Annotated in this window: 19 protein-coding genes; 16 read left to right on the top strand and 3 right to left on the bottom strand. The window is 34.7% G+C overall.

What is annotated here, in order from left to right:
* Positions 1 to 2 precede the first annotated feature (2 nt).
* From rnc to mscL, 5 genes are all read left to right on the top strand, one after another.
* Positions 3 to 686 carry a ribonuclease III gene (gene rnc / locus DWY01_RS05740; protein WP_117994682.1) on the top strand — a complete coding sequence of 228 codons (684 nt, stop codon included), beginning with the start codon at positions 3 to 5 and terminating at the stop codon, positions 684 to 686.
* Between the two features lie 10 nt (positions 687 to 696).
* Positions 697 to 5,010 carry a PolC-type DNA polymerase III gene (locus tag DWY01_RS05735; RefSeq protein ID WP_117994677.1) on the top strand — a complete coding sequence of 1,438 codons (4,314 nt, stop codon included), beginning with the start codon at positions 697 to 699 and terminating at the stop codon, positions 5,008 to 5,010.
* A gap of 63 nt (positions 5,011 to 5,073) precedes the next feature.
* Positions 5,074 to 6,288: a dicarboxylate/amino acid:cation symporter gene (locus tag DWY01_RS05730; protein WP_117994672.1), complete on the top strand. Its 1,215-nt coding sequence runs from the start codon at positions 5,074 to 5,076 to the stop codon at positions 6,286 to 6,288.
* 2 nt (positions 6,289 to 6,290) lie between these two features.
* Positions 6,291 to 6,383, top strand: coding sequence for an MscL family protein (locus DWY01_RS11980; RefSeq protein WP_371412816.1), 93 nt, complete (start codon positions 6,291 to 6,293; stop codon positions 6,381 to 6,383).
* Positions 6,368 to 6,670 (top strand): large conductance mechanosensitive channel protein MscL, encoded by a 303-nt coding sequence (mscL, locus tag DWY01_RS05725; RefSeq protein WP_371412817.1) that lies wholly within the window; start codon positions 6,368 to 6,370, stop codon positions 6,668 to 6,670. The genes DWY01_RS11980 and mscL overlap by 16 nt, the downstream gene beginning before the upstream one ends.
* Here mscL and DWY01_RS05720 read toward each other — a convergent pair.
* Entirely contained in the window at positions 6,651 to 7,550 is a 900-nt protein-coding gene (locus DWY01_RS05720) for a calcium/sodium antiporter (RefSeq protein ID WP_117994669.1), read from the bottom strand. The genes mscL and DWY01_RS05720 overlap by 20 nt on opposite strands.
* A 257-nt stretch (positions 7,551 to 7,807) precedes the next feature.
* Between DWY01_RS05720 and DWY01_RS05715 the strand changes: the two genes are divergently transcribed.
* Both DWY01_RS05715 and DWY01_RS05710 read left to right on the top strand, forming a co-directional pair.
* Positions 7,808 to 8,707: an Rpn family recombination-promoting nuclease/putative transposase gene (locus DWY01_RS05715; RefSeq protein ID WP_117994664.1), complete on the top strand. Its 900-nt coding sequence runs from the start codon at positions 7,808 to 7,810 to the stop codon at positions 8,705 to 8,707.
* 75 nt (positions 8,708 to 8,782) lie between these two features.
* The gene (locus tag DWY01_RS05710) at positions 8,783 to 9,700 is read left to right on the top strand and encodes a calcium/sodium antiporter (RefSeq protein ID WP_117994660.1); all 918 of its coding nucleotides are present in this window, start codon (positions 8,783 to 8,785) and stop codon (positions 9,698 to 9,700) included.
* A 7-nt stretch (positions 9,701 to 9,707) separates the two neighbouring features.
* Here the strand turns inward: DWY01_RS05710 and DWY01_RS05705 are convergent, their stop codons facing one another.
* Positions 9,708 to 10,316, bottom strand: coding sequence for a TetR/AcrR family transcriptional regulator (locus tag DWY01_RS05705; protein WP_199519888.1), 609 nt, complete (start codon positions 10,314 to 10,316; stop codon positions 9,708 to 9,710).
* A gap of 185 nt (positions 10,317 to 10,501) precedes the next feature.
* Between DWY01_RS05705 and DWY01_RS05700 the strand changes: the two genes are divergently transcribed.
* The 7 genes from DWY01_RS05700 to DWY01_RS05670 all read left to right on the top strand — a co-directional run bounded on the left by DWY01_RS05700 (position 10,502) and on the right by DWY01_RS05670 (position 22,043).
* Entirely contained in the window at positions 10,502 to 12,583 is a 2,082-nt protein-coding gene (locus DWY01_RS05700; protein ID WP_117994652.1) for an RND family transporter, read from the top strand.
* A gap of 2 nt (positions 12,584 to 12,585) precedes the next feature.
* On the top strand, positions 12,586 to 15,084 hold the full coding sequence (locus tag DWY01_RS05695; RefSeq protein WP_117994648.1) for a hypothetical protein: 2,499 nt from the start codon (positions 12,586 to 12,588) through the stop codon (positions 15,082 to 15,084).
* 93 nt (positions 15,085 to 15,177) lie between these two features.
* On the top strand, positions 15,178 to 15,330 hold the full coding sequence (gene scfA / locus DWY01_RS05690) for a six-cysteine ranthipeptide SCIFF (protein ID WP_003865538.1): 153 nt from the start codon (positions 15,178 to 15,180) through the stop codon (positions 15,328 to 15,330).
* A 79-nt stretch (positions 15,331 to 15,409) separates the two neighbouring features.
* The gene (gene scfB / locus DWY01_RS05685; RefSeq protein ID WP_117994643.1) at positions 15,410 to 16,804 is read left to right on the top strand and encodes a thioether cross-link-forming SCIFF peptide maturase; all 1,395 of its coding nucleotides are present in this window, start codon (positions 15,410 to 15,412) and stop codon (positions 16,802 to 16,804) included.
* Positions 16,785 to 18,110 carry an aminotransferase class V-fold PLP-dependent enzyme gene (locus DWY01_RS05680; RefSeq protein WP_117994640.1) on the top strand — a complete coding sequence of 442 codons (1,326 nt, stop codon included), beginning with the start codon at positions 16,785 to 16,787 and terminating at the stop codon, positions 18,108 to 18,110. The genes scfB and DWY01_RS05680 overlap by 20 nt, the downstream gene beginning before the upstream one ends.
* 91 nt (positions 18,111 to 18,201) lie before the next feature.
* Positions 18,202 to 20,133: an FAD-dependent oxidoreductase gene (locus tag DWY01_RS05675; protein ID WP_117994636.1), complete on the top strand. Its 1,932-nt coding sequence runs from the start codon at positions 18,202 to 18,204 to the stop codon at positions 20,131 to 20,133.
* A gap of 8 nt (positions 20,134 to 20,141) precedes the next feature.
* Positions 20,142 to 22,043 carry an NADH:flavin oxidoreductase gene (locus DWY01_RS05670; RefSeq protein ID WP_117994633.1) on the top strand — a complete coding sequence of 634 codons (1,902 nt, stop codon included), beginning with the start codon at positions 20,142 to 20,144 and terminating at the stop codon, positions 22,041 to 22,043.
* A 16-nt stretch (positions 22,044 to 22,059) separates the two neighbouring features.
* Here DWY01_RS05670 and DWY01_RS05665 read toward each other — a convergent pair whose 3' ends face one another.
* Positions 22,060 to 22,797: a nitroreductase family protein gene (locus tag DWY01_RS05665; protein WP_117994630.1), complete on the bottom strand. Its 738-nt coding sequence runs from the start codon at positions 22,795 to 22,797 to the stop codon at positions 22,060 to 22,062.
* A 56-nt stretch (positions 22,798 to 22,853) separates the two neighbouring features.
* Here DWY01_RS05665 and DWY01_RS05660 point away from each other — a divergent pair, with 56 nt between their 5' ends.
* Both DWY01_RS05660 and DWY01_RS05655 read left to right on the top strand, forming a co-directional pair.
* Positions 22,854 to 24,524: a DUF975 family protein gene (locus tag DWY01_RS05660; protein ID WP_117994625.1), complete on the top strand. Its 1,671-nt coding sequence runs from the start codon at positions 22,854 to 22,856 to the stop codon at positions 24,522 to 24,524.
* The gene (locus DWY01_RS05655) at positions 24,521 to 25,231 is read left to right on the top strand and encodes a TraX family protein (protein WP_117994620.1); all 711 of its coding nucleotides are present in this window, start codon (positions 24,521 to 24,523) and stop codon (positions 25,229 to 25,231) included. The genes DWY01_RS05660 and DWY01_RS05655 overlap by 4 nt, the downstream gene beginning before the upstream one ends.
* Positions 25,232 to 25,311: the final 80 nt, after the last annotated feature.

Raw genomic sequence — 25,311 nt, 5'->3', positions numbered from 1 at the left:
AAATGGAGAAATTTATCGATTGGTTAGAGGCAAATGGATATAGTTATAAAGATGAAGATATTTATTTAGAAGCATGTACACACTCTTCATATGCGAATGAACATCATCGTGAAATGGGCGATAATGAGCGTCTTGAATTTATGGGAGATTCGGTTTTGCAGATTTGGAGCGCAACACAGCTTTTTTTGATGCAGCCAAAAATGCGTGAAGGACAGATGACTACGCTTCGTGCGCAAACTGTTTGTGAATCTACATTAGCAGTACTAAATAGACAATTAGGATGGTATGAATTTTTACGTCTTGGTGTTGGAGAAGAAAAAACAGGTGGACGCCACAGGGAAAGTATTTTGGCTGATCAATTCGAAGCTTGTATCGGAGCTATTTATATTGATCAGGGATATTCTGTATGTGATGATATCTTAACAAAATATATGAAGCCTGTATTTAAACAAGAAAAGAGTGAAGCGGTAACGGATTATAAGACGCATCTTCAAGAAGTAATCCAGGCAGATTCTAGAAAGACAATTCAATATAAATTGTTAGAAGAAAAAGGCCCTAGCAATGCGCCAACATTCACAATGGGTGTATATTTAGATGATATTTTATTAGGTCAAGGAACGAGTAGCACAAAGAAAAAGGCGGAACAAAAAGCGGCTAAGGATGCTTTTGAAAAAATGGCAAAATAGGACATAGAAAATGGAAGTATTTGAGAAATTATTAGATCAGGAATTATATTCATACTTTAAAACAGCTAAATTTTATGCGAACCCAGTATTTCATGCGGCTCATAAAGTAGTTGATTTTTATGTTGAATTTGAAAATGTAATTCCTTTACAAATATATGAGCAAATTATCACAAAGCTTCAGGTTGCTTTGCATGTACATGTAAGGCTTCATATTCATGTACGGAACAATAAAGTGGAAATGGATGAACTCGATCGTTATGTGAACCATTTTGTTGAAAAATATGCCGATATTAAAGATTTTCGCTTTCTTCATCCCTATATAGAAAAGGATACGATTTGTTTCTCTACGCGCGATGAAGCTCGTTTAGCTGCTTTAAATTTGGCTTTGCCGTCTTTAATGGAAAAATTAAGTGAAGTAGGTATTACACAAGAAATTGTTTGTAAGAAAGTAGAAGATGATGTCGCAATTGAAACGGCTAAGGTTGAAATTACACCAGTACCTGTCAAAACAGAGCCGGTGAAGAAGCAATATCCTTCTTCAAATAGCTATAAAAAGGAATCGGCTACAACATATAAGATAGCGGATTTGCGAGTGGGCTATTCAAATGTACAAATCGAAGGACATATCTTTGATATTGACAATCGTGTTATGAAAAGTGGAAAAACGTTGCAGATGCTTTATATTAGTGATTATGATGATGCAATCGTGGCTAAGCGTTTTGAAGGGGCAAGATGTCCAATTGAAGAAATTGATAGTGTAAAAAAAGGAATGCACGTTATTTTAACGGGTGAAGTTGTTTATGATAACTTTTCAAAGTGTGATTCTTTTATGGTGCGTAAGCTTGAAATTACAGAAGAAAAGAAAAGAATGGATCATGCACAGGTTAAAAGAACAGAATGGCATGTACACTCTAATTTTTCTGAAATGGATGGAGTTTGTGCTATCGAAGAATTTATTCAAACAGCTTATGACTGGGGTATGGACTCAATTGGGGTATGCGATCATCAGGTTGTACAGGCATTTCCAATGGCACAACATAAGATTGAAGCTTTATCAAAAAAAGATCCAAATCGTGAATTTAAAATGTTGTATGGATGTGAAATGTTAGTGGCTGATTCTAAATATCATATTGTTTACAATAATGATCATCGAAAATTAGAGGATGCAACATTTGTTGTATTTGACTTGGAAACCACAGGACTTTCTAACACGCGTGATGAAATTATTGAGTTTGGCGGTGTGAAAATTAAGAATCGTGAAGAAGTGGGTCGTTTACAGATGTTTATCAACCCAAAACGTACGATTCCGGCTCATATTTCAAATTTGACGCATATCACACAAAATGATGTGGATCGTGCTAAACCTATCGAAGATGCTTTAGAAGAGTTGTTGGATTTTATTGGTGATTCTATTTTAGTTGCACATAATGCGACATTTGATGTTGGCTTTATGAATGCTGCTTGCAGAAAAACGGGTCATGAAGAATTAATGAATCCGGTTATTGATACGTTACCATTATCATATGCCATGCTCCCAAATGATCAAAAACGTTTTAATTTAGGAAGTGTATGTCGTCATTATCGTGTAAGTTATGATGGCGAAGGGGCGCACCGTGCGGACTATGATGCGGACGTTCTTTCGCAAGTCATGTATAACATGATGAATCAGTTAGGACATGAAGCAACTTTAGATACATTGGTTGATATGGAAGGTGGATGTGAAAAATATTCTACAAAGAAGCCTTATGAAAGAAATCGTCCATATCATATGACTGTGTATGCGAAGAATAAAGATGGCTTGAAAGAATTATTTGAATTGATTACTTTATCTCATACGCAATATTTAGTGAGTATGGGAAAAGAAAATGGACAGCCTCGTATTATTAAGGAAGAAATCTCAAAAAAATGGGATCATGGAAACTTATTGATTGGTTCTTCTTGCCAAAATGGTGAGATTTTTGAATTAGCACATACGCGTAGTAAAAAAGAACTATATGAAGCGATGCAGTATTATGATTATATTGAATTGCAGCCTTTGGATTGTTATAAGAATCTATTGGATCGTGGCAGTATTACTGATGTAGATGACTTGAAATGGTATTTACAATTTATTTATGACACGGCAAAAGAAACAGGAAAAATGGTTATTGCGTCGAGTGATGCGCATTATGTGAATCCAAATGAAAAACGTCTTCGCGATGTTTATATCAATGCGAAGGCTATTGGAAACGCGAGACATCCTTTATATATCTACAATAAACAAGCACGTAAGGCTACGAGCAATCCAAATCAGCATTTGTTGACAACAGATGAAATGCTGAAGGCTTTTGAATGGATGGGTGAAGATGTAGCTTATGAAATTGTTGTGGAAAATACAAATAAATTGAAGCTTTTAACTGAGCCTATCTTTCCAATTAAAGATAAGTTGTATCCACCTGACATTGAGGGATCTGACCAAAAGTTGCGTGATATATGTTTTGAAACAGCACACGAATGGTATGGAAAAGATTTGCCAGATATTGTTGAGAAACGTTTAACACGTGAATTGGATAGTATTATTGGACATGGCTACTATGTAGTATATTATATTTCACACTTACTTGTGAAAAAGAGCAATGATGACGGATATCTTGTGGGTTCACGTGGATCTGTAGGGTCTAGCTTTGTCGCGACGATGTCAAATATTACAGAAGTAAATCCACTAACACCTCATTATGTATGTAAGAATTGTCAGCATTATGAGTTTTTAGATGGTGATGAAGCAAAATCTGGATTTGATTTGCCCGATAAGATTTGTCCGGTTTGTGGAGAAATTATGCGTGGAGATGGTCAGGATATTCCTTTTGAAACATTCTTAGGTTTTGAAGGAGATAAAGTTCCCGATATTGATTTGAACTTTTCTGGTGAATATCAACCGAATGCGCATGCCTACACAAAAGAAGTATTTGGAGATGATCACGTATTTAGAGCGGGTACTGTAGGTACGGTACAGGAAAAAACGGCATATGGTTATGTAAAGGGATATGAGGAGGAAATGGAGTGCGAGCCTTTTAATGAGGCAAAGCGTGTGGATTTGGCCAAAGGTTGTGAAGGCGTAAAAAGAACGACTGGACAGCATCCAGGAGGAATCGTTGTTGTTCCATTGGATATGGATGTTCATGATTTTACACCTGTTCAGTATCCAGCTAATAACCCGAATGCAACATGGAAAACAACGCACTTTGATTTCCATCAGATTCACGATAATATCTTGAAATTTGATATTTTAGGCCATGTGGATCCAACGGCAATGAAGATGTTGGAAAGAATAACGGGTGTAAATGTTCGTCAGATTCCAATGAATGATCAGGCTACAATGGCTATTTTTTCTACCACGGAATCATTGAAAATTGATACAACAAAATATAATGAAGTAACAGGAGCAGCGGGTATTCCAGAGTTTGGTACGCCATTTGTTCGTGGTATTCTTGAGCTTACAAAGCCGACCACATTTGCGGAATTGGTAACTATTTCAGGTCTTTCTCATGGTACGGATGTTTGGTTGGGAAATGCCAAGGATTTAATTGATAACGGTACTTGCAAGTTGAATGAAGTTATTGGATGTCGTGACGATATCATGGTTGACTTAATGGGATATGGAGTGAAACCAAAGTTATCTTTTACCATTATGGAAAGTGTTCGTAAGGGTAAGGGTTTGAAGGATGAATGGGTTACCGAAATGAAAGCCAATAATGTACCAGCGTGGTTCATTGATTCGTGTACAAAAATCAAGTACATGTTCCCTAAAGCCCATGCCGTTGCTTATGTAATGATGGCGGTACGTATTGCGTGGTTTAAGGTGCATATGCCTGTTCACTATTACTGTATGTATTTCAGTATTCGATGTGATGCGTATGATGTACAAACAATGATTCAAGGGGAAGCGGCTATTCGTCAAAGAATGGCGGATATCAAGCATATGAAGGAAGATAAAACACAAAAGCCGAGTGATAAAGAATTGGCTATTTATGATACTTTAGAGTTAGCTTTAGAAATGGTTTTGCGTGGCTTTAGATTCTCAAATATCAGCATTAATCGAAGTGCAGCTACCGAATTTATTGTAGATCCTGACGATCCAAAGGCAATCATTCCACCATTTACAAGTATTGATGGATTGGGTTCAAACGTAGGTTTGTCTGTCGTTAAGGCTAGAGAAGAAAAACCATTCCTATCTAAGGAAGATGTATTGAAGCGTACACAGCTTTCAAAGACTTTAGTTGAAAAGTTAGCGGATATGAATGCTTTAGAGGGATTGGATGAAGAGAATCAGATGACACTATTTTAAATGGTGTCATTTTTACATCTTCGTAATTGTATGCTAAGATATTTACGTTATTGGAGGAGAGTTATGAAAAAGAAGGGATTTAATATAACACTTGGTATTTTTATTGGCTTGATTGCAGGTGTTATTGTTGGAATTATTATGCCGGAATGGGCAAATACAGCATTGAGCGTTGTTGCTTCCATATATATGTCGGCATTAAAAATGATGATTTTCCCACTTGTATTTACAAGTTTAGTTATGGGAATTATTGGTATTGGGGATATTGCCAAAACGGGTAAGGTAGGTTTACATGCCTTATTATGGTATACAGGTACAACAGCTTTAGCTTCGGGTCTAGGTTTGGTTTTGCCTCGCATGTTACATTTGGGTAAAAATGCGCATATTGTTGCGACAAAAACACAAGTGGAGGCTGCGACATTTAATGGGTTATTGGATACGTTACAGAATATTATTCCATCGAATCCAGTAGAGGCTTTCGCAACGGGAAATATGCTTCAAGTTCTTGCGTTTGCCGTGATTATTGGACTTGCATGTTTGGCTATTCAGGAAAAGGCGGATCCATTTATTAATTTGTGTGATTCGATTTATCAAATTTCTATTTTTATTATAAGTAAGATCATGTATGTGACTCCATTTGGAGTATTCGCATGTATCGCTACAGTTATGTATTCAAATGGTGTGGACACAATGCTTCAATTAGGACAGGTATTATTGGCGTTGTATATTACGTTCTATTTATATGCGTTTATTATTTATGGTGGTATGGTCAAATTCTTTGGAAAATACAATCCAATTCAATTTTTTAAAGATATTGCACCAGCAGGATTGAATGCGTTTGGAACTTGTTCAAGTAGTGCTACGATCCCTATTTCATTAAAGTGTGCTTCAGAAAAGATTGGTATTCCTGAAGAAATCACTTCGTTGACTCTTCCTTTAGGAGCAACGATCAATATGGATGCCGTTTCAATTTTGATGTCATTTATGATTACATTCTTTGCGACAGCTTTAGGTATTGATTTAAGCATTGGAACAATGGTTACAGTACTTGCTTGTAACGTATTGTTAAGTATTGGTACTCCAGGCGTTCCAGGTGGTGCGATTGCTGCTTTTGCGGCTTTATGTCCAATTGCAGGGATTCCAACAAATCAAATTCTAGGGGTTTATATTTCCATTAATACATTGTGTGATATGGGAGCCACTTGTGTCAATGTCATTGGTGACTTGGCTTGTTCTACTGTTTTGAAACAAACTTTACATTTTGAAAAGAAGAGTAAATAAATATGAAGCCAAATAAACCAATCAGTGAATTTAAAGAATTTATTGCCAAAGGAAATGTCATGGATATGGCCGTGGGAAAATCGTTACTTCCTTAGTAAATGATATATTGATGCCGATTGTGGGTATTTTGATTGGTGGACTTGATTTTACAGGTTTAAAAATTCAAGTAGGCACAGCTGCAATTACGTATGGTAATTTTATTCAAAATGTTGTGGACTTTTTAATTGTTGCGGCATGCATCTTTACAATGTTGAAGTTTTTATCGCATTTTAAAAAGACAACAAATGATCAACTTAATCAGGAAGAACCTAAAAAAGATGACACTGTTGTCTTATTAGAAGAAATTCGTGATTTATTAAAGGCTAATAAAGTAGATAAATAAAGTAAATTAAATATGTAACTAACAAGAGTATGCCGGCTTTTTTGTCGAGTACTCTTGTTTTTTTAGTGCAAATATAAAGGACTAGACCAATCAAGATTGCGACAAATGAATCGATGACAAAGTGCGATTCAAAAGGTACAGGTGTAATGAGTGCACTAGATCCTACGACAAATAGGATATTAAAGATATTTGATCCAATGATGTTTCCAATTGCGATATCGGCATTGCCTTTTCTTGCGGCTGTTACAGAAGTGACAAGTTCTGGTAAAGATGTTCCTAAAGCTACAATTGTAAGTCCAATAAATCTTTGACTAACACCAAGTGAAATAGCAATATTTGTGGCTGCATCAACCGCAAGATTGCTACCAACCATTAAACAAATAAGTCCTAATGGAATAAATAAAGGGTTTGTCTTTTTGATTTCAGTTTCTTCCATTTGATTCTTAGACATTTTAAAAATGTAGTATAAGTAACCAAGAAAGAATAACCACAAGACAATACCATCGAATCGTGAAATTGTATTGTCTATGCCTTGTAGAATGAGTACAAGTGTTACGAGCATCATAAATGGCATTTCATATTTGATTGTACTGTTTTGAATATGTAATGAACGAATAAGTGCTGTGACTCCTAGAATGATACCAACATTTAAAATATTACTACCAACAACATTTCCAATTGTGATGGCTGCATTCGATTTTAGAGCAGCAGTAATAGAAACAAAGGCTTCTGGTAGACTAGTTCCCATTGCAACGATAGTAAGTCCAATAATAAGTTGGGGTATGCCAAAGCGTGAGGCAATATTGCTTGCGCCATCGACAAACCAATCGGCTCCTTTTAGTAGTAGAATAAATCCTAATACTAATAAAATGATATTCATATATTTTCCTCCTGGACCAGATAAAATAAAAAGACTCTGGTCTTATGTACCAAAGTCTTGCCATTTCATCACAGTCCGGATTTAATATCGTATTGACGAAGCTGTAAACACATATATGTGCAGGCTACTCCCTTTATGGGCTTATTATACATATTTTGTTTAATAAATTCTATATTTAATTGTAAAAATATCTTAACAAACGCAACTTTTCTATAAAAACCTCCATTTATTTCGTATTAGATATAGGGGTGAATAAATTGAAAACAAAAGACAAAACAATGAAGGAATTCCTAGAAAACAATGCCTATTTTGTCGATTTCTTTAATGCGTACTTTTTTAATGGAGAAAGAGTTCTTAAACCTGAAAACTGTATGGAACTCGATTCAGAGATGAATGATTCGCATATGAATCTAGAAAAGCATGTGGATGTGGTTCGTAAGTACAATGATGGAAATATCTATAGTGCATTCATTATTGAAAATCAAAGTCGTGTGGATATGTCCATGGTTGTAAGGACTGCAACATATGAGTTTGTAGCTTATGACCGAATGTTAAAGAAGTTAAAGAAGAATAAGGTAGAAGAAAAACTACCTATGGTACACATTCTTGTGTTCTATACAGGAGAAAGGCCTTGGAATGCTGCAAACAAGCTTTCCCAGCTTGTAGAGGTGGATGAAAGATTTGAATCCTATTTCCACGACTATAAAATGAATCTGATTGAAATCACAGGAAATACTTCATATAATTTTAATGAAGAAGACGTGTATAATCTATTCTACATATGTCGAAGTATTTATGATCAGTCTATTTATGAAGGAAAGAGTAATAGCTTTGGACTTGTGAAGAGTAGTGTGTTAAAAGTTGTCAAGACATTAACGGATGTAGAATGGTTGAATTTAGAAGAATTAGAGGAAAAGGAGGAAATTGAAATGTGTGAAGCTGAAAAGAGATGGCTTGAAGTAAAGTCAAAGGAATGGGAAGCTGAAGGAATAAGAAAAGGAATAGAACAAGGAATAGAACAAGGAATCGAACAGGGTGTAGAGCTAGGACAAGTTCTTTTGTACAAGACTATGTTAAAGAATGGAATGAGTGAAAACGAGATTTCTAAGGCTTGTTCAATATCTGTTGAAAATCTAAAACGAGTCTTAACTAATTGACAGGAGGAGATGAAAAATCTCTTCTTTTATTTCACGCTTGTGATATAATAAGGTGACTTTGAAAGGATTGAAAAAATGGTATTTCTTTTATTAGTATTAGGTATGGTCCTTTTAATGAAGGGAGCAGACTTGTTTGTGGATGGTAGTGCAAGTGTGGCTCGTAAATTAAAAGTACCTTCAGTTATTATTGGTTTGACAATTGTAGCACTTGGAACGAGTTTACCAGAAGCAAGTGTGAGTATTACAGCTGGTTTAATGGGAAGTAATGAAATTGCGATTTCAAATATTGTGGGTTCTAATATTTTCAACACTTTGGTTGTAGTTGGAACTAGTGCAGTAATCACGCCGTTTTTAATGGATAAGGATATTTTGAATCGTGATTTAAAAATCAATATCTTAGTGAGTATTTTACTTTCGATTTTTGTATTAAATGGAATGTTGAATCGCTTTGAAGGAATGATCTTCTTAGTTGGTTTAGTTTTGTTCATTTTAAACTTGATTCGTAGTGCTAAAAAGAATCGTGTTGAGGATGAGAAAGTTGAAACTTTATCGGGGATCAAATGTTTGATTTATATCGTGATCGGTGTTGCGTGTATTATTTGGGGTGGAGATATCACTGTAGATAGCGCAAAACAGATTGCAGCCATGCTTGGTATGAGTGATACGTTGATTGGTTTAACTGTCGTATCTATTGGAACTTCATTGCCTGAGCTAGTAACAAGTGTTGTTGCGGCAAGAAAAGGTGAGAGTGGTTTATCTTTGGGGAATGCGATTGGAAGTAACATAATGAATATTTTATTTATTTTGGGTGCTTCAAGTACAATTCATCCAATTGCGGCTACTTCACAGAATATTATTGATACTTTTGTCTTGATTGGTGTTTCTCTATTAATTTATGGTATTGCCAAAAAGGGAGATACGATGACAAGAAAAAAGGGGATCTTTATGATCCTCGTATATGTCATTTATATGATTTATATTATTGTACGCTAGGCTTGTCCTAGCTTTTTTTCTTTCCTTGGGAAAGAATAGCGCGTATAGAATTAAATAAAATTGGCTTATATTCTTCAATAGGAAGTGGTTGATTATGAAGAATACTGTTGTAGCAAGTACTTCCGGTTAATTCTACAATAAGGTATAGAATGACTTCAGAATTTTCAAATTCATATCCATTTGCGGTTGCGATTTCATTAAATTCTTTAATTAAGTTGAAACTATCTTGGTCAATGGCAGAATTCAACTGGTCGTGAAAAACCCCCCAAGAAAGGTTTCTTTCTACGAATTTCAAAATCAATGGATTGGATTCTAAACGAATTAAAACTTGATTGATCAAGAAGATAACAGAGTCTTCAAAATTACGAATATCGTTTTTTTCAAGTTGCTTATGGGCTTCTTCAAAAAGGCGATGTGCTTCTTTGTGAATTAAAATATCGCGTATTTGGTATTTATCCTTGAAATAAAGATAAAAAGTACCTTTTGCGACTCCAGCATCTTTTACAATATCATTAACAGAGACATTGGTAATGTCGTGTTTTGTGAATAAATTAAAGGCAGCCTGTAAGAGGTTGTTTTCTTTTATTTTCTTGTTTTCGATTATCTTACTTTTCATGCTTATCACCATCCATATTATAAACAATAATTTATAAATTTCAATTAAAAATGACCAATTGAACATATTAAAACAATTGTATATCGGTGGTTTTAAAAAAATAAAGCAAAAATATTGACTAGCGGTCAGTTTAGTACTATACTCTTCACGTAGTAAAGGAAAGGATAGAAAAAAGGTGATTCGATATGGATAAGATGTCAAAATGGATAGTTAAATATCGTAATATGATTTTGGCTATAGCCATTGTTCTTTTGATTCCAAGTGCAATTGGTTATTTCAATACAAATATTAATTACGATTTATTATCTTATTTACCTTCAACTTCAGAATCTATGAAAACACAACAGATTCTTGGAGATGATTTTAACTTATCGAGTGTAGACTTCTTGGTTGTCAACAACAAGTCTGATCAAGAGGCCGCAAAAATTAAGGAAGAGATCAATAAAATTGATGGAGTTGAAAAATGTATTTGGAGAGATGATGTATTAGATATCTCTGTTCCGAAACAGGCAATTCCAGAAAGCATTCAGGATATGTTATATTCTGGTGACAGTACAATGATGATTGTTACATTTAAAGAGCCAACATCGTCAATGCGTACAATGAATGCGATTAGTAAAATTAAGAAATATACAAAAGATGACTGTTACTTAGGTGGTATGTCAGCTATCAGTGAAGATACTAAAGATCAAACAGAACATGATACACCAATCTATGCAGGTATTGCGGTTGTATTATGCATGGTCGTATTGTTCTTAGGATTAGAGAGTACGATTGCTCCAGTTGTATTTATGTTAGGAATGATTTTCCCAATCGTTTATAACTTTGGTACAAACGTATTCTTGGGTGAAATTAGTTATATCACAAAGGCTTTGGCCGTTGTATTACAGTTAGCTGTTACATTGGACTACTCAATTTTCTTGTTACATAGATATCAAGAAGAAAAACAAAAACTTCCGAATGAAGAGGCTATGGCTAAGGCTATCAAAGCTACATTTACTTCAATTACTTCAAGTTCAATCACAACGATTGCTGGTTTCGTTGCCTTGTGTGTAATGCAGTTAACACTAGGTAGAGATATTGGTATTGTCATGGCAAAAGGTGTTGTTCTTGGTGTATTATCAACTATCTTCATTTTGCCAAGCTTGTTGATGTTCTTTGATAAGACGATTGAAAAGTACAAACATAAAACAATTTTGAATGAGTTACATAGAGTACCTCGTTTTGTGATTCATCACTATAAAAAGATTCTTGTTGCCTTCGTGTTGATCTTCATTCCATTTGGATATGGACAGTCACATACAAATATCTATTATGATTTGATTTCTGGTATGCCAGGCGATTTTGCGAGTATTATTGGTACAAATCAATTAAAAGATAAATTTGATATGACAACTACTCATTTCGTTTTAGTGGATGACAAATTAACAACGAGTGAAATTCAGGATATGTGTTCTGAAATCAAAGATTTAAAAGGTATTCATAACGTATTAGCGTATGAAGAATTTGTGGGTCCAGGACTTGCATCCAACTTTACACCTAGTGTTGTAAAAGAAATTTTCCAGAATGGCGGAAAGAAATTGATTGTTGTAAATAGTGACTATAAAGCTGCTACAACAGAGTTAAATACACAGTTAGATAAGATGGATACCATCATTCATAAATATGATAAGAAGGGTATGATTGGTGGAGAAGGAAGTATGACACGTGATTTGATCACAACAACAGATACAGACTTTGCGATGGTCAACGTATTATCAGTTATCATGATCTTTATTATTGTTGCCTTAACATTTAAGTCCTTTGCACTTCCAGTTATTTTAGTATTAACCATTGAATTTGCGATCACAATCAATATGGGTATTCCATTCTTTACAGGAAGTACACTTCCATTTATCGCAAGTATGGTTATTGGAACTATTCAATTGGGTGCCACAGTAGACTATGCCATCTTAATGACAACGCGTTTTAAAGAAGAATTATCGCATGGTAAGAAGGTTAAGGAAGCTGCTTTGATTGCGATGGAAAAATCGAGTGTTTCCATTATGACAAGTGGATTCTCGTTCTTTGCCGCATGTATCGGTGTAAGCTTTGTAGCTAAGATGGATTTAATTCGATCATTAGTTATCTTATTAGCACGTGGTGCATTAATTTCAGTCGTAAGTATCTTATTAGTATTACCTTCATTGTTGATTTTCTGCCACAAGTTCATTGAAAAAACGACAAAGAATTGGCCAGAATCAAACATGGAAGCGAAAGGAGAATAAATATGAATTTAAATCATACAGTAAAAGTAGTTGGTAGTGTATTGTTGAGTGCAGTTATGGCAGGAAGTATGATGCCTGTGACTGTATTTGCACAAAGTAATGATGAAAATCCTACAGAAAAAACAGAAACTGTTTATTCTGTATTAAACTCAGATGGTTCAATCAGTGATACAATCGTATCTAGTTGGTTACACGATGAGGATGGAATTAATAATATTAAAGAAACATTAAATCTAAAAGATGTTAAGAACATTAAATCAAATGAAAAACCATCAAAGGATGGAAATACATATACATGGAATGCGAAAGGTAATGATGTGTATTATGAAGGAACAGCAACAAAACAACTTCCTGTGTCTGTTAAGATTCGTTATGAATTAGATGGCCAAGAAATTTCTGCGAATGATATTCAAGGAAAATCAGGACATTTAAAATTAACTATTTCTTTCACAAATAATTATTCAGAAGTAAAAAATATCAATGGTAAATCCATTGTGATTCACCCTAGTTATTTAGCTGGTGGTATGTTGAATATGAGTACTGGTAAGTTCTCAAATGTTAAGTGTGAATCAGGTAAAATCGTCAATGATGGAACAAATGAAATGTTGGCATTTGCGAATATTCCAGGTTTAAATGAAACATTGAGCTCAGCTGGTCTAGATAAAGTAAATAATCAATTAGGAATCAGTGATGATGTAACTGTTGAAGCGGATGTCAATGATTTTGATCTTGGCTCTATCATGGTTGGTATGACAAATGAAATTGATTTGGCAAGTGAATTAGGTGAAATTGGTTCTGTATCTGAATTAACAGATGGAATTGATCAATTAATTGAAGCCGACAATCAATTGATCGATGGATCTAAACAATTGTATGATGGAACAACTCAATTAAAAGAACAAGCTGCTCCTTTAGTAGGTTCTTCTGATCAAGTAAGACAATTATCTGCAGGTGCTATCCAATTAAATGATGGTGTTAAAGCTTTACAAACAGGATTAACAGCTTATACAAATGGTGTAGATACTTTGGCTGCAGGAAGTCAACAATTGTATGGAATTCCTCAAGGTGTTTCACAAATTCAAAATGGAGTATCAGGTAATTTAGGTCAAGGAAAAACAAATTTATTGGATGGTGCAACCCAATTAAATGAAGGCTTAAAACAATTAGAAGCACAAGTAAATGCGATTACTCCGGATCAATTAGAGACTATGCAAAATCAAGTTTCTACATCTATTAAAACGTTAGAAGGTATGAAGACTCTTTTAGGTAGTGATGTACAAACATTGACAACTTTACAAACTACATTAAATGGAGCTGTAAAAACGTTAGATACTTTAGCTAATTCAGAAACGGGTGAATTGACACAAAAAATCGGAACCGTAATGAAGAATGTTGTTACTTTGAAAGCACAAATTGACAATGATAAAACAATTATTGATTCGCATAATCAAGATATCACAAATAAAGTAAAAGATATTAATGATCAAATTGATACAATCAATTCACAAATCAGTACAGCTGTAAATACGGCAAATGGCAATATTGATAGTGCCTATTCAAACGCAAATAGTACAATTGAAAGTGCAGCACAAAATGCTAAAGAACAGGGAGATTCAGTATTAGCAGCTAAAATTCGTGAATGTAAGTTAGGGGCTGCCCAAAAGGTTGCAGCACCAACTGTTGAAAATGGAATGCAGCTAAGTCACATTACTTTAGGTGAATTAAAGTCATTTGATGAAATTAATACAAATGATTTTGTACAGCACATTCAAGATTTGAATAATGAAATGAGCAAAATTGAAAAAACTTTAGCTGGAATGGAAAAACAGCTAAATGGTGCAAAGGCACTTATTTTAGGTGAAAACTTAGATGGAACCACTGGATTAGCTGGGGATGTTCAAAATGCCATTAATACATTAGGTCAAATGAATTCTATGTTGGATACTTATACATCTGCAAGTTCAACAATGAATTTCAAGCAATTGGTAACTAAATTGCAGGTTGCTACAAAACAATTATCTGCAGGTTCAGAAGGAATCTTAGGTGGTGTTCAACAAGTCAATGCTGGATTAACTCAACTTCAAAAGAAATCTCAAGCTGGTATTACTCAAGTTGCCCAAGGAAGCAAAACATTGTCTTCTAATAGTGCTACATTAAATGGTGGTGCTAGTGCATTATCACAAGCAACTGGAACATTAGCTGGACAGAGTGGAACATTCAATGAAATGGCTGATGGATTAGATACATTGGGTGAAGCGTTTGAAACATTGAATGATGGTGCTAAACAATTGTATGAGGGTAATGAACAATTCAAATCTGAAGGATTGGATCAATTAAAAGAAAAGGTTGATTTAGGTGTTGGAGAACTTGAAACATTACAGGATGTAATGAACGAAATCAAAGCTATGAACAAAGAATATGCTTCATACTCTGGTGCTCCAGAAGGTGCTACAGTAACTAGTCGTTATGTATTCCGTACTAAGGAAGAAAGTTCTAAATAGATTATAAAGGTATTCTTCGGAATGCCTTTTTAATTTGATATTATTTGGTTGACGTGCTAGAATAAAAGGGAATCTATATGGGGGTATATAATCATGAAACATATTAATACAGTAGATACTCGTAACTTGTGTGAAAGCGCAAAAAATGGTGGATGTGGAGAATGCCAAACTTCTTGCCAATCAGCTTGTAAAACTAGCTGCGGAATCGCTAACCAAGCTTGCGAAAATAATAAAGAAAGTAAGTAATTAAGAAATGCCGAAGTGATTCGGCATTTTTAATGCCGCCTTTAAGGCAGCATTTTTAAATTATGAGGAGGAAATATAGATGATTCATCAGTATAAGATGTTTAATCAGAATATTGTATTGGATATTTGTTCAGGAAGTATTCATGTTGTAGATGAAATCGCATATGACATGATTGCTGGATTTTTAGATAAGGATAAAAATGCTTTAGTTCAAGAAATGAAAGAAAAATATCCAGAAATAGAAACATCTGAATTAGAAGAATGTTACGACCAAATTTTAGAATTAAAAGAACAAGGTCGTTTATTTAGTGAAGATACATATGAGCCGATGGCCGGTCAATTAAAGGCAAAGACAAGTGGTGTAATTAAAGCTTTATGTCTACATATTGCCCATACTTGTAACTTGAATTGTTCATATTGTTTTGCCAGCCAAGGAAAGTATCATGGAAATCGTGCCTTGATGAGCTTTGAAACTGGTAAGCGTGCCCTTGATTTTTTGGTGGAAAATTCAGGTACTCGTAGAAACTTAGAAGTGGATTTCTTCGGTGGAGAACCACTTATGAATTTTGATGTTGTAAAACAATTGGTTGCTTATGCTCGTAGTATTGAAAAAGAAGCAGGAAAGAATTTCCGTTTTACATTAACGACAAATGGTATGTTGATTGATGATGATGTGATTGAGTTTGCGAACAAAGAAATGAGCAATGTTGTTTTAAGTTTAGATGGACGTAAAGAAGTGCATGACCGTTATCGTGTGGATTATTCTGGTAAGGGAAGTTTTGATACGATCGTTCCTAAATTCCAAAAGTTAGTAAAGGCTCGTGAAGGTAAAAATTACTATATGCGTGGTACTTTTACTCATGCCAATCCAGACTTCTTAAAAGATGTGCAACAAATGCTAGACTTAGGATTTAGAGAACTAAGTATGGAACCAGTTGTTGCCAAATCGGATGATCCAGCTGCACTAACAGAAGCAGATCGTGAAATTGTTATGAAACAATATGAGGATCTAGCTAAATTAATGTTGGAATATGATGATAAGAAAGACCCGTTTACTTTCTATCACTATATGATTGATTTAAAAGGCGGACCATGTATCTATAAACGTATTTCAGGATGTGGTTCAGGAACCGAATATATGGCAGTTACACCATGGGGAGATTTATATCCTTGTCACCAATTGGTAGGAGAAGAAGCCTTTAAATTAGGAGATATTTATACAGGTGTTACAAACAAGAAGATTCAGGATGAATTCGCATCATGCAACGTATATGCACGTAAAGAATGTGCAGACTGCTGGGCAAGATTATATTGTTCAGGAGGATGTGCAGCTAATGCATACCATGCGACAGGATCTGTCAAAGGTGTATATAAAGAGGGCTGTGAATTATTCTGTAAACGACTAGAGTGTGCCCTTGCCGTAGCTATTATTCGAGATATGAAAGAAAATAGTCATGAAGACGCCGATTGTTAGTTTTCTAAAATCGTATCAAGAAAAATCACCCGTAAGAATGCATATGCCAGGCCATAAAGGTGCTGGCATTCTTGGTTTTGAAGAAATGGATCTTACAGAAATTCATGGAGCGGATGAATTGTTTGCGGCAGAAGGAATAATTAAGGAAAGTGAACAAAATGCATCTTCTTTATTTGGATGTCCAACCTATTATTCAACGCAAGGCTCAACATTATGTATTCAAACAATGTGCACAATATTATGTCAGGATGCCAAAAGTAAAGGTAAAAATCCTAAGATTCTTGCAGGAAGAAATGCCCATCGAAGCTTTATTCATGCAGCTGCACTATTGGATTTTGACATTGAATGGCTATATGGGAACAGTGATTATTTATCTTGCAAGGTGAGTGCCAAAGATTTAGAAAAAGAAATAATTGAAAATCATCCAACGGCTGTATATCTGACAAATCCGGACTATTTAGGAAATCTTTTGGACATTAAGTCTTTAGCTTCTGTATGTAAAAAACACAATGTATTACTAGCCATCGACAATGCTCATGGTGCGTATCTTCGCTTTCTTGAAAGTTCTTTGCATCCGATTGATTTGGGAGCGGATTTATGTTGTGACTCGGCTCATAAAACACTACCGGTACTAACGGGTGGAGCTTATTTGCACTTAAGTGATTCTCTTAATAAAGAATGGAAAAGTCAGGTTAAACATTTTATGGAATACTTTTCTTCCACAAGCCCATCTTATTTGATTATGGCCTCTTTAGATGCAGCTAATGAAGTATTGGATGACACATTTAGAAAGTCTTTGTTTGAATGTATTAGATATGTGGATTCTTTGAAAAATACATTAGTTCAACATGGATATACTATTTTATCTGGTGAACCCATGAAGATTACAATTTCAACGAAAGATTATGGTTATACGGGAAACGAAATCGCAGATCTTTTAATGGATTGTGACATCTACCCCGAATTCTATGACTCTGATTATATTGTATTGATGCCATCTCCATATAATACGAAAGAAGATTTTATTCGATTAGAAATCTGTTTATGTGAAATTGAAAGAAAAAAAGCGATACTAACCTCTTTTCCTAAGTTAGAATGTGCTCAGAAAGTTATGAATGTACGACAAGCCTTATTTGCGCCTAGTATGAAAGTAGATATTTCTAAATCATTAGGACAAATATGTTCTAGTGTTATTGTATCGTGTCCTCCTGCCATTCTTCCGGTGATTCCAGGTGAAATTATTAGTGAGAGTGCAATAGAAGTCATGAAATATTATGGAATTGAATCTGTACGAGTTGTCAAATAATGACAGCTCTTTTTCTTTTGTATATGTGAAACCGCTAACATTTGAAGTATAATAAAATAAGAAGAAAACATAATATAAGGAGGACAATCATATGTTTGACAAATTATTTGATCCCATACAAATACGTGGTATGGAAATACGAAATCGCATTGTGATGTCTGCGATGGGTACACATGAAAGCGCAGAAAGCGAAGATGGGAAGAGTGTTACGGATAAGTTGATTGCGTATCATGTGGCTCGTGCAAAAGGTGGTAACGGATTAAATACTGTCGAAGTTACAAGTGTAGATGCGGCAAGTGCACCTTTTGGATTCTTGTCGATTGCCGAAGACAAGTACATTCCAGGATTTAAAAAGTTAAACGATGCCGTGCATGAAGCTGGAGGAAAAACGTGTGTACAATTATGGCAAGGAGGTTTAGCTGTAGCTTCAGATCAAACGGCTCAAATTTTAGTGCCAAATGATTTACCTTTAAGCCCACAATATACAGTGCCAGCTATCACAAACGAAAGATTGCTCGATATAATAGATAAGTTTGGACAAGCCGCAAAACGTGCAGTAGAAGCTGGTTTTGACTGTTTAGAATTCCATTGTGCACATAACTATTTACCACATTCAATGCTTTCAGGTGGAATTAACCATAGAAGTGATAAGTGGGGTGGATCTTTTGAAAACCGTAAGAAATTCCCATTGGAATGTATTAAATCGATTCGTGCTAATATGCCAGAGGATATGCCATTATTCATGCGTGTGGATTGTCATGATGACATGTTAGATGGTGGACTAACGGTTGAAGAAGTGATTGAATTTTGTAAAGATGCCAAAGAATTAGGTGTAGATGTATTAAATATTAGTCGTGGAAATATCTTAACGGCAGCTACACTATATGAAGTGGCACCGGTTGATATTGAAAATGGTTTTAACGTAGAAGATGCAGCACATATTCGAAAAGAAACGGGTATGTTGACAATGCCTTGTGGACGTATCAATACACCTGAATTTGCTGAAAAGATATTAGAAGATGACAAGGCGGATCTTGTTGTCATGGCACGTGCTCAGCTAGCCGATGCCAACTTCTGTAATAAAGCTAAAGCAGGTAAAGTCAATCAAATTCGATATTGTATTGGATGTAACCAAGGCTGCTACGATTCATTCTGTGCGTCCTTATATAATCCAGCTATTAAACACATTACTTGTATGCGAAATCCTGGCTTATTAGAAGAAGAAACATTAGGATTGAAACAATCTTCTTCACCTAAAAAAGTAGTAATTCTAGGTGGTGGAATTGCTGGTATGGAAGCGGCTCTAGATTTAAAAGAAACAGGCAATACACCAATCTTATTTGAAAAGAGTGATAGTCTTGGTGGACAGTTCTTATTAGCTGGAGCTATTTCTGCTAAAAAAGATTTTAAGAATGCCGTAGATAAAATGATTTTAGATGTTCAGGAATCTGGAATTGAAGTGCACTTAAATACTGTTGTTACTAAGGAAATGCTTGAAGAAATCAAGCCGGATGCATTGATTGTTGCGATTGGATCTAGTCCAATTGTACTTCCAATCGAGGGTAATGAAAGGACAATTATTGCACATGATGTATTAAGTGAAAAGGTAGAAGTACCAGGTGAGAACGTAGTTGTTATTGGTGGTGGACTTGTTGGTTTTGAGACAGCTGAGTTCTTAGCTGCAAGACAAAAGAAAGTCACTGTTTTAGAAATGAAAGAGAAAGCTCTACAGGATTTAGGTCCATTACGTCAAATTACAGCGCAGTTTGCGATGGCACAAATGCCTATCACAATCGAAACAAGTGCAGTTGTAGAAAGAATTGATGATAAGGTTGTAGTTGCGAGTGGCAAAGAATATCCATATGACAGTGTGATTATGGCCGTTGGATCAAAAGCCAATGATACAAGTATGTATGCCAATCTAGGTATTCCTACATACATCGTTGGTGACTGCAAGAAAGCAGGCATTGCCTTAGATGCATTTAAAGATGCTTATCATGCGGTATTAGAAATTAATAAGTAGGTAACGATATGACAACATTATTTGATGAGTTAAAAATTGGTTCGATGAAATTAAAAAACTGTACCTTTATGGCTCCTATGTCTTTAGGGTATGGAGATCAAACGGGAATTCCTACGCTACAAGAACAGGCATATTGGCTTGAAAGAGCTAAAGGAGAAGTAGGGTGTATTATTACGGATGCGACAAGCGTTGATCCTAATACGCCGTATTTAGGGAATACGTTATGTTTTAGAAGTGAAGAAAGCATTGTGGAATATAAGAAGTTTACGGATAAAATTCATGAATACGGAACAAAAATTATTCCTCAAATTACCCATCCAGGCCCAGAAAGTATTTCGTCTTTCTTTGGCGTAACGCCTATCTCAAGTAGTGGCTATTTGAATTCTATGTATCAACAGACACGAGAATTAAAGGTGGAAGAGATTCCAAATATTATTTCAATGTATGCGAATACTTCATATCAGGCAAAACAAGCTGGATTTGATGGAATTGAATTGCATTGTGCTCATGGCTATATGCTTCTTGGATCTTTCTTAAGTCCATTAAAAAATAAACGTACGGACGAATATGGCGGGGATTTAATGCATCGTGCTCGCTTGTTGTTTGAAGTAATTGAAGCGATTAAATCAAAATGTGGTGCTGAATTTCCAATTATTTTAAGAATGTCTGGTTCTGAAAAAATTGCAGGAGGAAATACAGTTGAAGACATGCTTCAATTGATTCCTGAACTTGAAAAACGTGGTGTAGATGCCTTTGAAATTTCAGGTGGATCTCAATATGAATTGCCAAATAAGATTATGCCAAGTCACGGTGAGGTGTGTGCAACCAATTTAGAAGAAGCTTTAAAAATCAAAGAAGTGAGCCATGTTCCTGTGATTTTAGTTGGAAAAATTAATGATGCGAAATTAGCTCGTTCTTTAGTAGAAGAAGAAAAAGTCGATGGAATTGTACTTGGGCGTGCATTGCTAGCGGATGCGGATTTTGTGAAGAAGGTAAAAGAAGGAAAAGATTGTCAGATTGCCCCATGTACAGGATGTCTTGTAGGATGTGTTGGTCAACAAACAAAACGTTTATGTGGTACTTGTGTTATCAATCCATTCTGTGGTCATGAAATCGAAATGAAGATAGAACCATCAACATCCAATAAAAAGATTATGGTTATTGGTGGTGGAATTGGTGGTTTAAGTGCGGCAAGAATGTGTGCTTTAAGAGGGTTGAATGTAGAAGTCTTTGAAAAAAATAATGTGATTGGTGGACAAATTAATCTTGCCAGCAAGATTGCGCCAAAAAAGGAAATGCACAAATGGATTGATTATTTAGAAAGTGAATGTCAAAGATTACATATTCCTGTTCATTTGAATCATGCAGTAAAAGTGGGTGATGTGAAGGATTTTGATGTTGTTCTAGTATGTAATGGTTCTATTCCTAAGAAGCCAAATGAAAATGCTTATACAGCACATGATATTTTAGACGATAAAGTCGATGTGCACGGAAATATCCTTGTCGTAGGTGGAGGCATGGTTGGTGTTGAAGCCAGTGAATATATTTGCGAAAAGCATCCGGATGCGCATGTTACAATTCTAGAAATGAAAAAGAATATTGATGATGGAGAATCTCCGGCAAATTTAGTTTCAACAATGACACGTATTCAAACTTTACCAATTACGGCTTTAACGGAAACAAAACTTGTATCTGTAGAAGATGGGGTTGTAGTTGAAAAAGCGGGTGAAACACAAAACTTAGGAAAATTTGACTTTATCATATATGCGACAGGTTCAAAACCAGATCCAAGTCTATATGAAGCTATTAGAGAAACCGGAAAAGAAACATACTTGTTTGGTGATGCGTCTAGTGTAGCACAAGCTTTGGAAGCTGTTCGTGATGGTGTAAATATCGCTTTAAAGTTATAAATGAATAAGCGAAGTCTTAATTGGCTTCGCTTTTAAATTGGTCAATATATTTTTGTACTGAATCTGTCATTTCTTTTGAAAAATCCGAATTGTATTTTCTGTTACAGAAAGCAGTTGTCCATTCATGTAATGTTTTATTTCCAGCTTTGTGTTCAAACATATTTTCTAATTCTTGTTGATTTTTTCTATGATATTGATCGACACAAACAATATCTTCTAATTTGCAACGCTCTGGTTTTTGCCTTTTAAAATGATCACTTGCAGGATGTCCAAGTACTAACATGCATACAGGCACTACATATTCACTTAGATTTAATAATCCTTTATGTAGATCATGCTGCTCTAAAATATCACCAATGTAACATGAGCCAATACCTAAACTTTCGGCTGCCACAACTGCATTTTGTGTGGCAATGGTCGCATCTGTTGTAGCTAATAATAAGTCACCAACACCTGGCTTTCTTGGATTACAGTTTTCATAATTAAATAAATCAAACCATTTCTGAAAATCAGCACAGAAAATTAAAACCATTTTAGCTTGATTAATAAAAGGTTGATTGTCACACGTTTTAGATAGTGTTTCTTGAAGCTTTTGATCTTGTACATCAATAATAGTATACATCTGTTGGTTTCCTGCACTCGGTGCCTGCATACAAGCTTCTAATATTAATTGTCTTTCTTTTTGTGAAATTTCTTTATCTTCAAAAATACGACAAGACTTGCGGTCATATAAACTTTGAATAATTGGATTCATCATAAATCCCCTTTCTTTTTGGAAATATTTTACTACAGATATGCTATTATTTAAGTATGAAACTTAAGGAAATTAAGAAAAATGCACATAAAAATATAAAAACACATTATGCGACTTATTTAGTATTATGTCTTGCGGCAGTACTTATGGGAAGTGAATTTAGTTCGACTTTATCCCTTTTAAAACAAGATAATGCCAAAAGTGTTTCAGGCTTATTAATGCACTCTTCTTTTGTGAAGTCGATGACATCTTTATTTCCTAAAGACGTCTTTGGTACGACAAATGGTGTATTTGCCACGGTTGTGAATGGTGTTACATCAGGTTCTTTTGTGAAGACACTATTTTTAGGTTTATCAACCATTGTTCATTCAAAAGATATAGCGAGTATTTGTTTTGTCGTGATGGGTTTATGCATATCTGTGTTCTATAGAGTATATATTGTGAATGTATTACCAGTGATTAATCGCAGACTATTTTTGGAAGGAAGAGTTTATGCCAAACTGCCATTCGATCGATTGGTTTATTTAATGCGTATTCGCAAACAGATGCATGTTGCATTTGTGAAGTTAGTGAAATCTATTATTTTGACAGTTATGAATTTTACAATTGTTGGAGGAATATATTTTTACTACGCATATTTCTTAGTGGATTATATTTTAGCTGAAAATCCGACGATATCTTTAAAAGATGCACTCTCTTTATCTCGAAATATGATGAAGGGACATAAGGTTGAATGTTTTAAATGGCAACTATCTATGGCGGGATGGTACATTCTAGATGTTTGTACATTTGGGATTAGTGCTGTATTCTATTCAAATATGTATCGTATGGCTGTGATGAGTGAATTTTATACACTAAGAAGGAAAGAATTTCAGAGTGCTATTTTAAATGATACGTATTTATTTGAAAAACCAAGCAGTGCATTAATGAAAAATACATATTCAGATGTGATTGCGGCATTGAACGCAAAGAATCCAATAGAAAATGCGTATACGGGTGTTAAAAAGTTCTTGTGTGATAATTTTGGAATTATCTTTCATTTGAGTTCTAAAGAAAAACAATATGAAAGATATACCTATAATAAAATGGAAGCTGAAACTATGATTACTGAAGTGTATTTATTATGTTATCCAGTAAGGCTATCTCCAATTGAAGAGGCGTATAAGAAGTCAAATCTTCGTGTTTTACATCCAAATCGAAATTATACAGTAACATCTATTTTAGTCTGTTTCTTCTTTATGTGTTTTTTTGGATGGATTTGGGAAGTGAGTCTTTCAATGATTAGCTATGGAAAATTTGTGAATCGCGGTGTTTTACATGGTCCATGGATTCCTATTTATGGTTTTGGCTGTGTTTTAATTTTACTTTTATTAAAACGATTTAGAATGCGACCAAAAGTTGAATTTAGTATGGCTGTACTTTTGTGTGGATGCATTGAATATTTTACGGGTTTCTTCTTAGAGCTTACGCACAATGGCCAAAAATGGTGGGATTATACAGGCTACTTTTTAAATCTTGATGGAAGAATTTGTGCAGAAGGATTATTAGTATTTGGTGTTGGTGGTATGGCCTTTGTCTATGTGATTGCACCATTGATTGATAATTGGGTAAAGGAACACTTAAACAAAAAATTATCGACTGCATGTTTAGTTTTACTTCTTTTATTTGGTGCAGATGTTGTATATTCGCACTTTGAACCAAATGTAGGAGAGGGTGTGACAAGATGATGAAAAAGTTAAATGGAAATCAAATCAAGATGATTGCGATCATTGCCATGTTTATGGATCATTTCGCAACTACATTTTATCCAAATTATGAAAAGTATGGGTGGCTTTTATTGATTCATTTAATTGGAAGAGTAGCGGCTCCTATTATGTGGTTTATGGTTGTGGAAGGTTATATGCATACGCATAGTTTAAAGAAATATTTAGAAAGATTATTGATTTTTTCAATTATTGCTCACTTTGCGTATAACTTCTGTTTTGGCATATCTTTTATTCCATTTAAAGAATCATTCTTAAATCAGACAAGTATTATATGGCCATTATTCTTGTCTGTGATTGGCTTATGGGTGGAAGATCAAGAATGGAAAGACGCAAAGAAGATTATTTGTATTCTAATTCTTTGTTTGTTGGCATTTCCAAGTGATTGGTCATGTTTTCCCGTTCTTTGTACAAACTACATTTATAAAAACCAAGGTAATTTAAAAAAACAAGTATTAGGCATGTCTTTATTTATTTCTATGTATGTTCTTGTCTATTGTTTATGCATAGATGTAGTTTATGGTTTATTGCAGTTTGGAATTGTTCTAGTATATCCAATTATGTCTTTATATGATGGAACTAGAGGAAAGAGTACATTTATGAAATGGTTCTTTTATTGGTTCTATGTGGGGCATTTAATTTTGTGTGGATTGATTCGTGTAATGATATAGAGGTGTAAAATGAAAATATTAATTTTTGGGATGGGTAACATTGGAAAGACAACGGTTGGTGAGTTGTTGGCGTAAAGATA

Origin of the sequence: Eubacterium sp. AF22-8LB (assembly GCF_003458715.1) — a bacterium.
Classification (GTDB): Bacteria; Bacillota_I; Bacilli_A; order Erysipelotrichales; family Erysipelotrichaceae; genus Holdemanella.
Note: the sequence above shows the minus strand (reverse complement) of the source record. Positions and strands in the feature narration are given on the sequence as shown.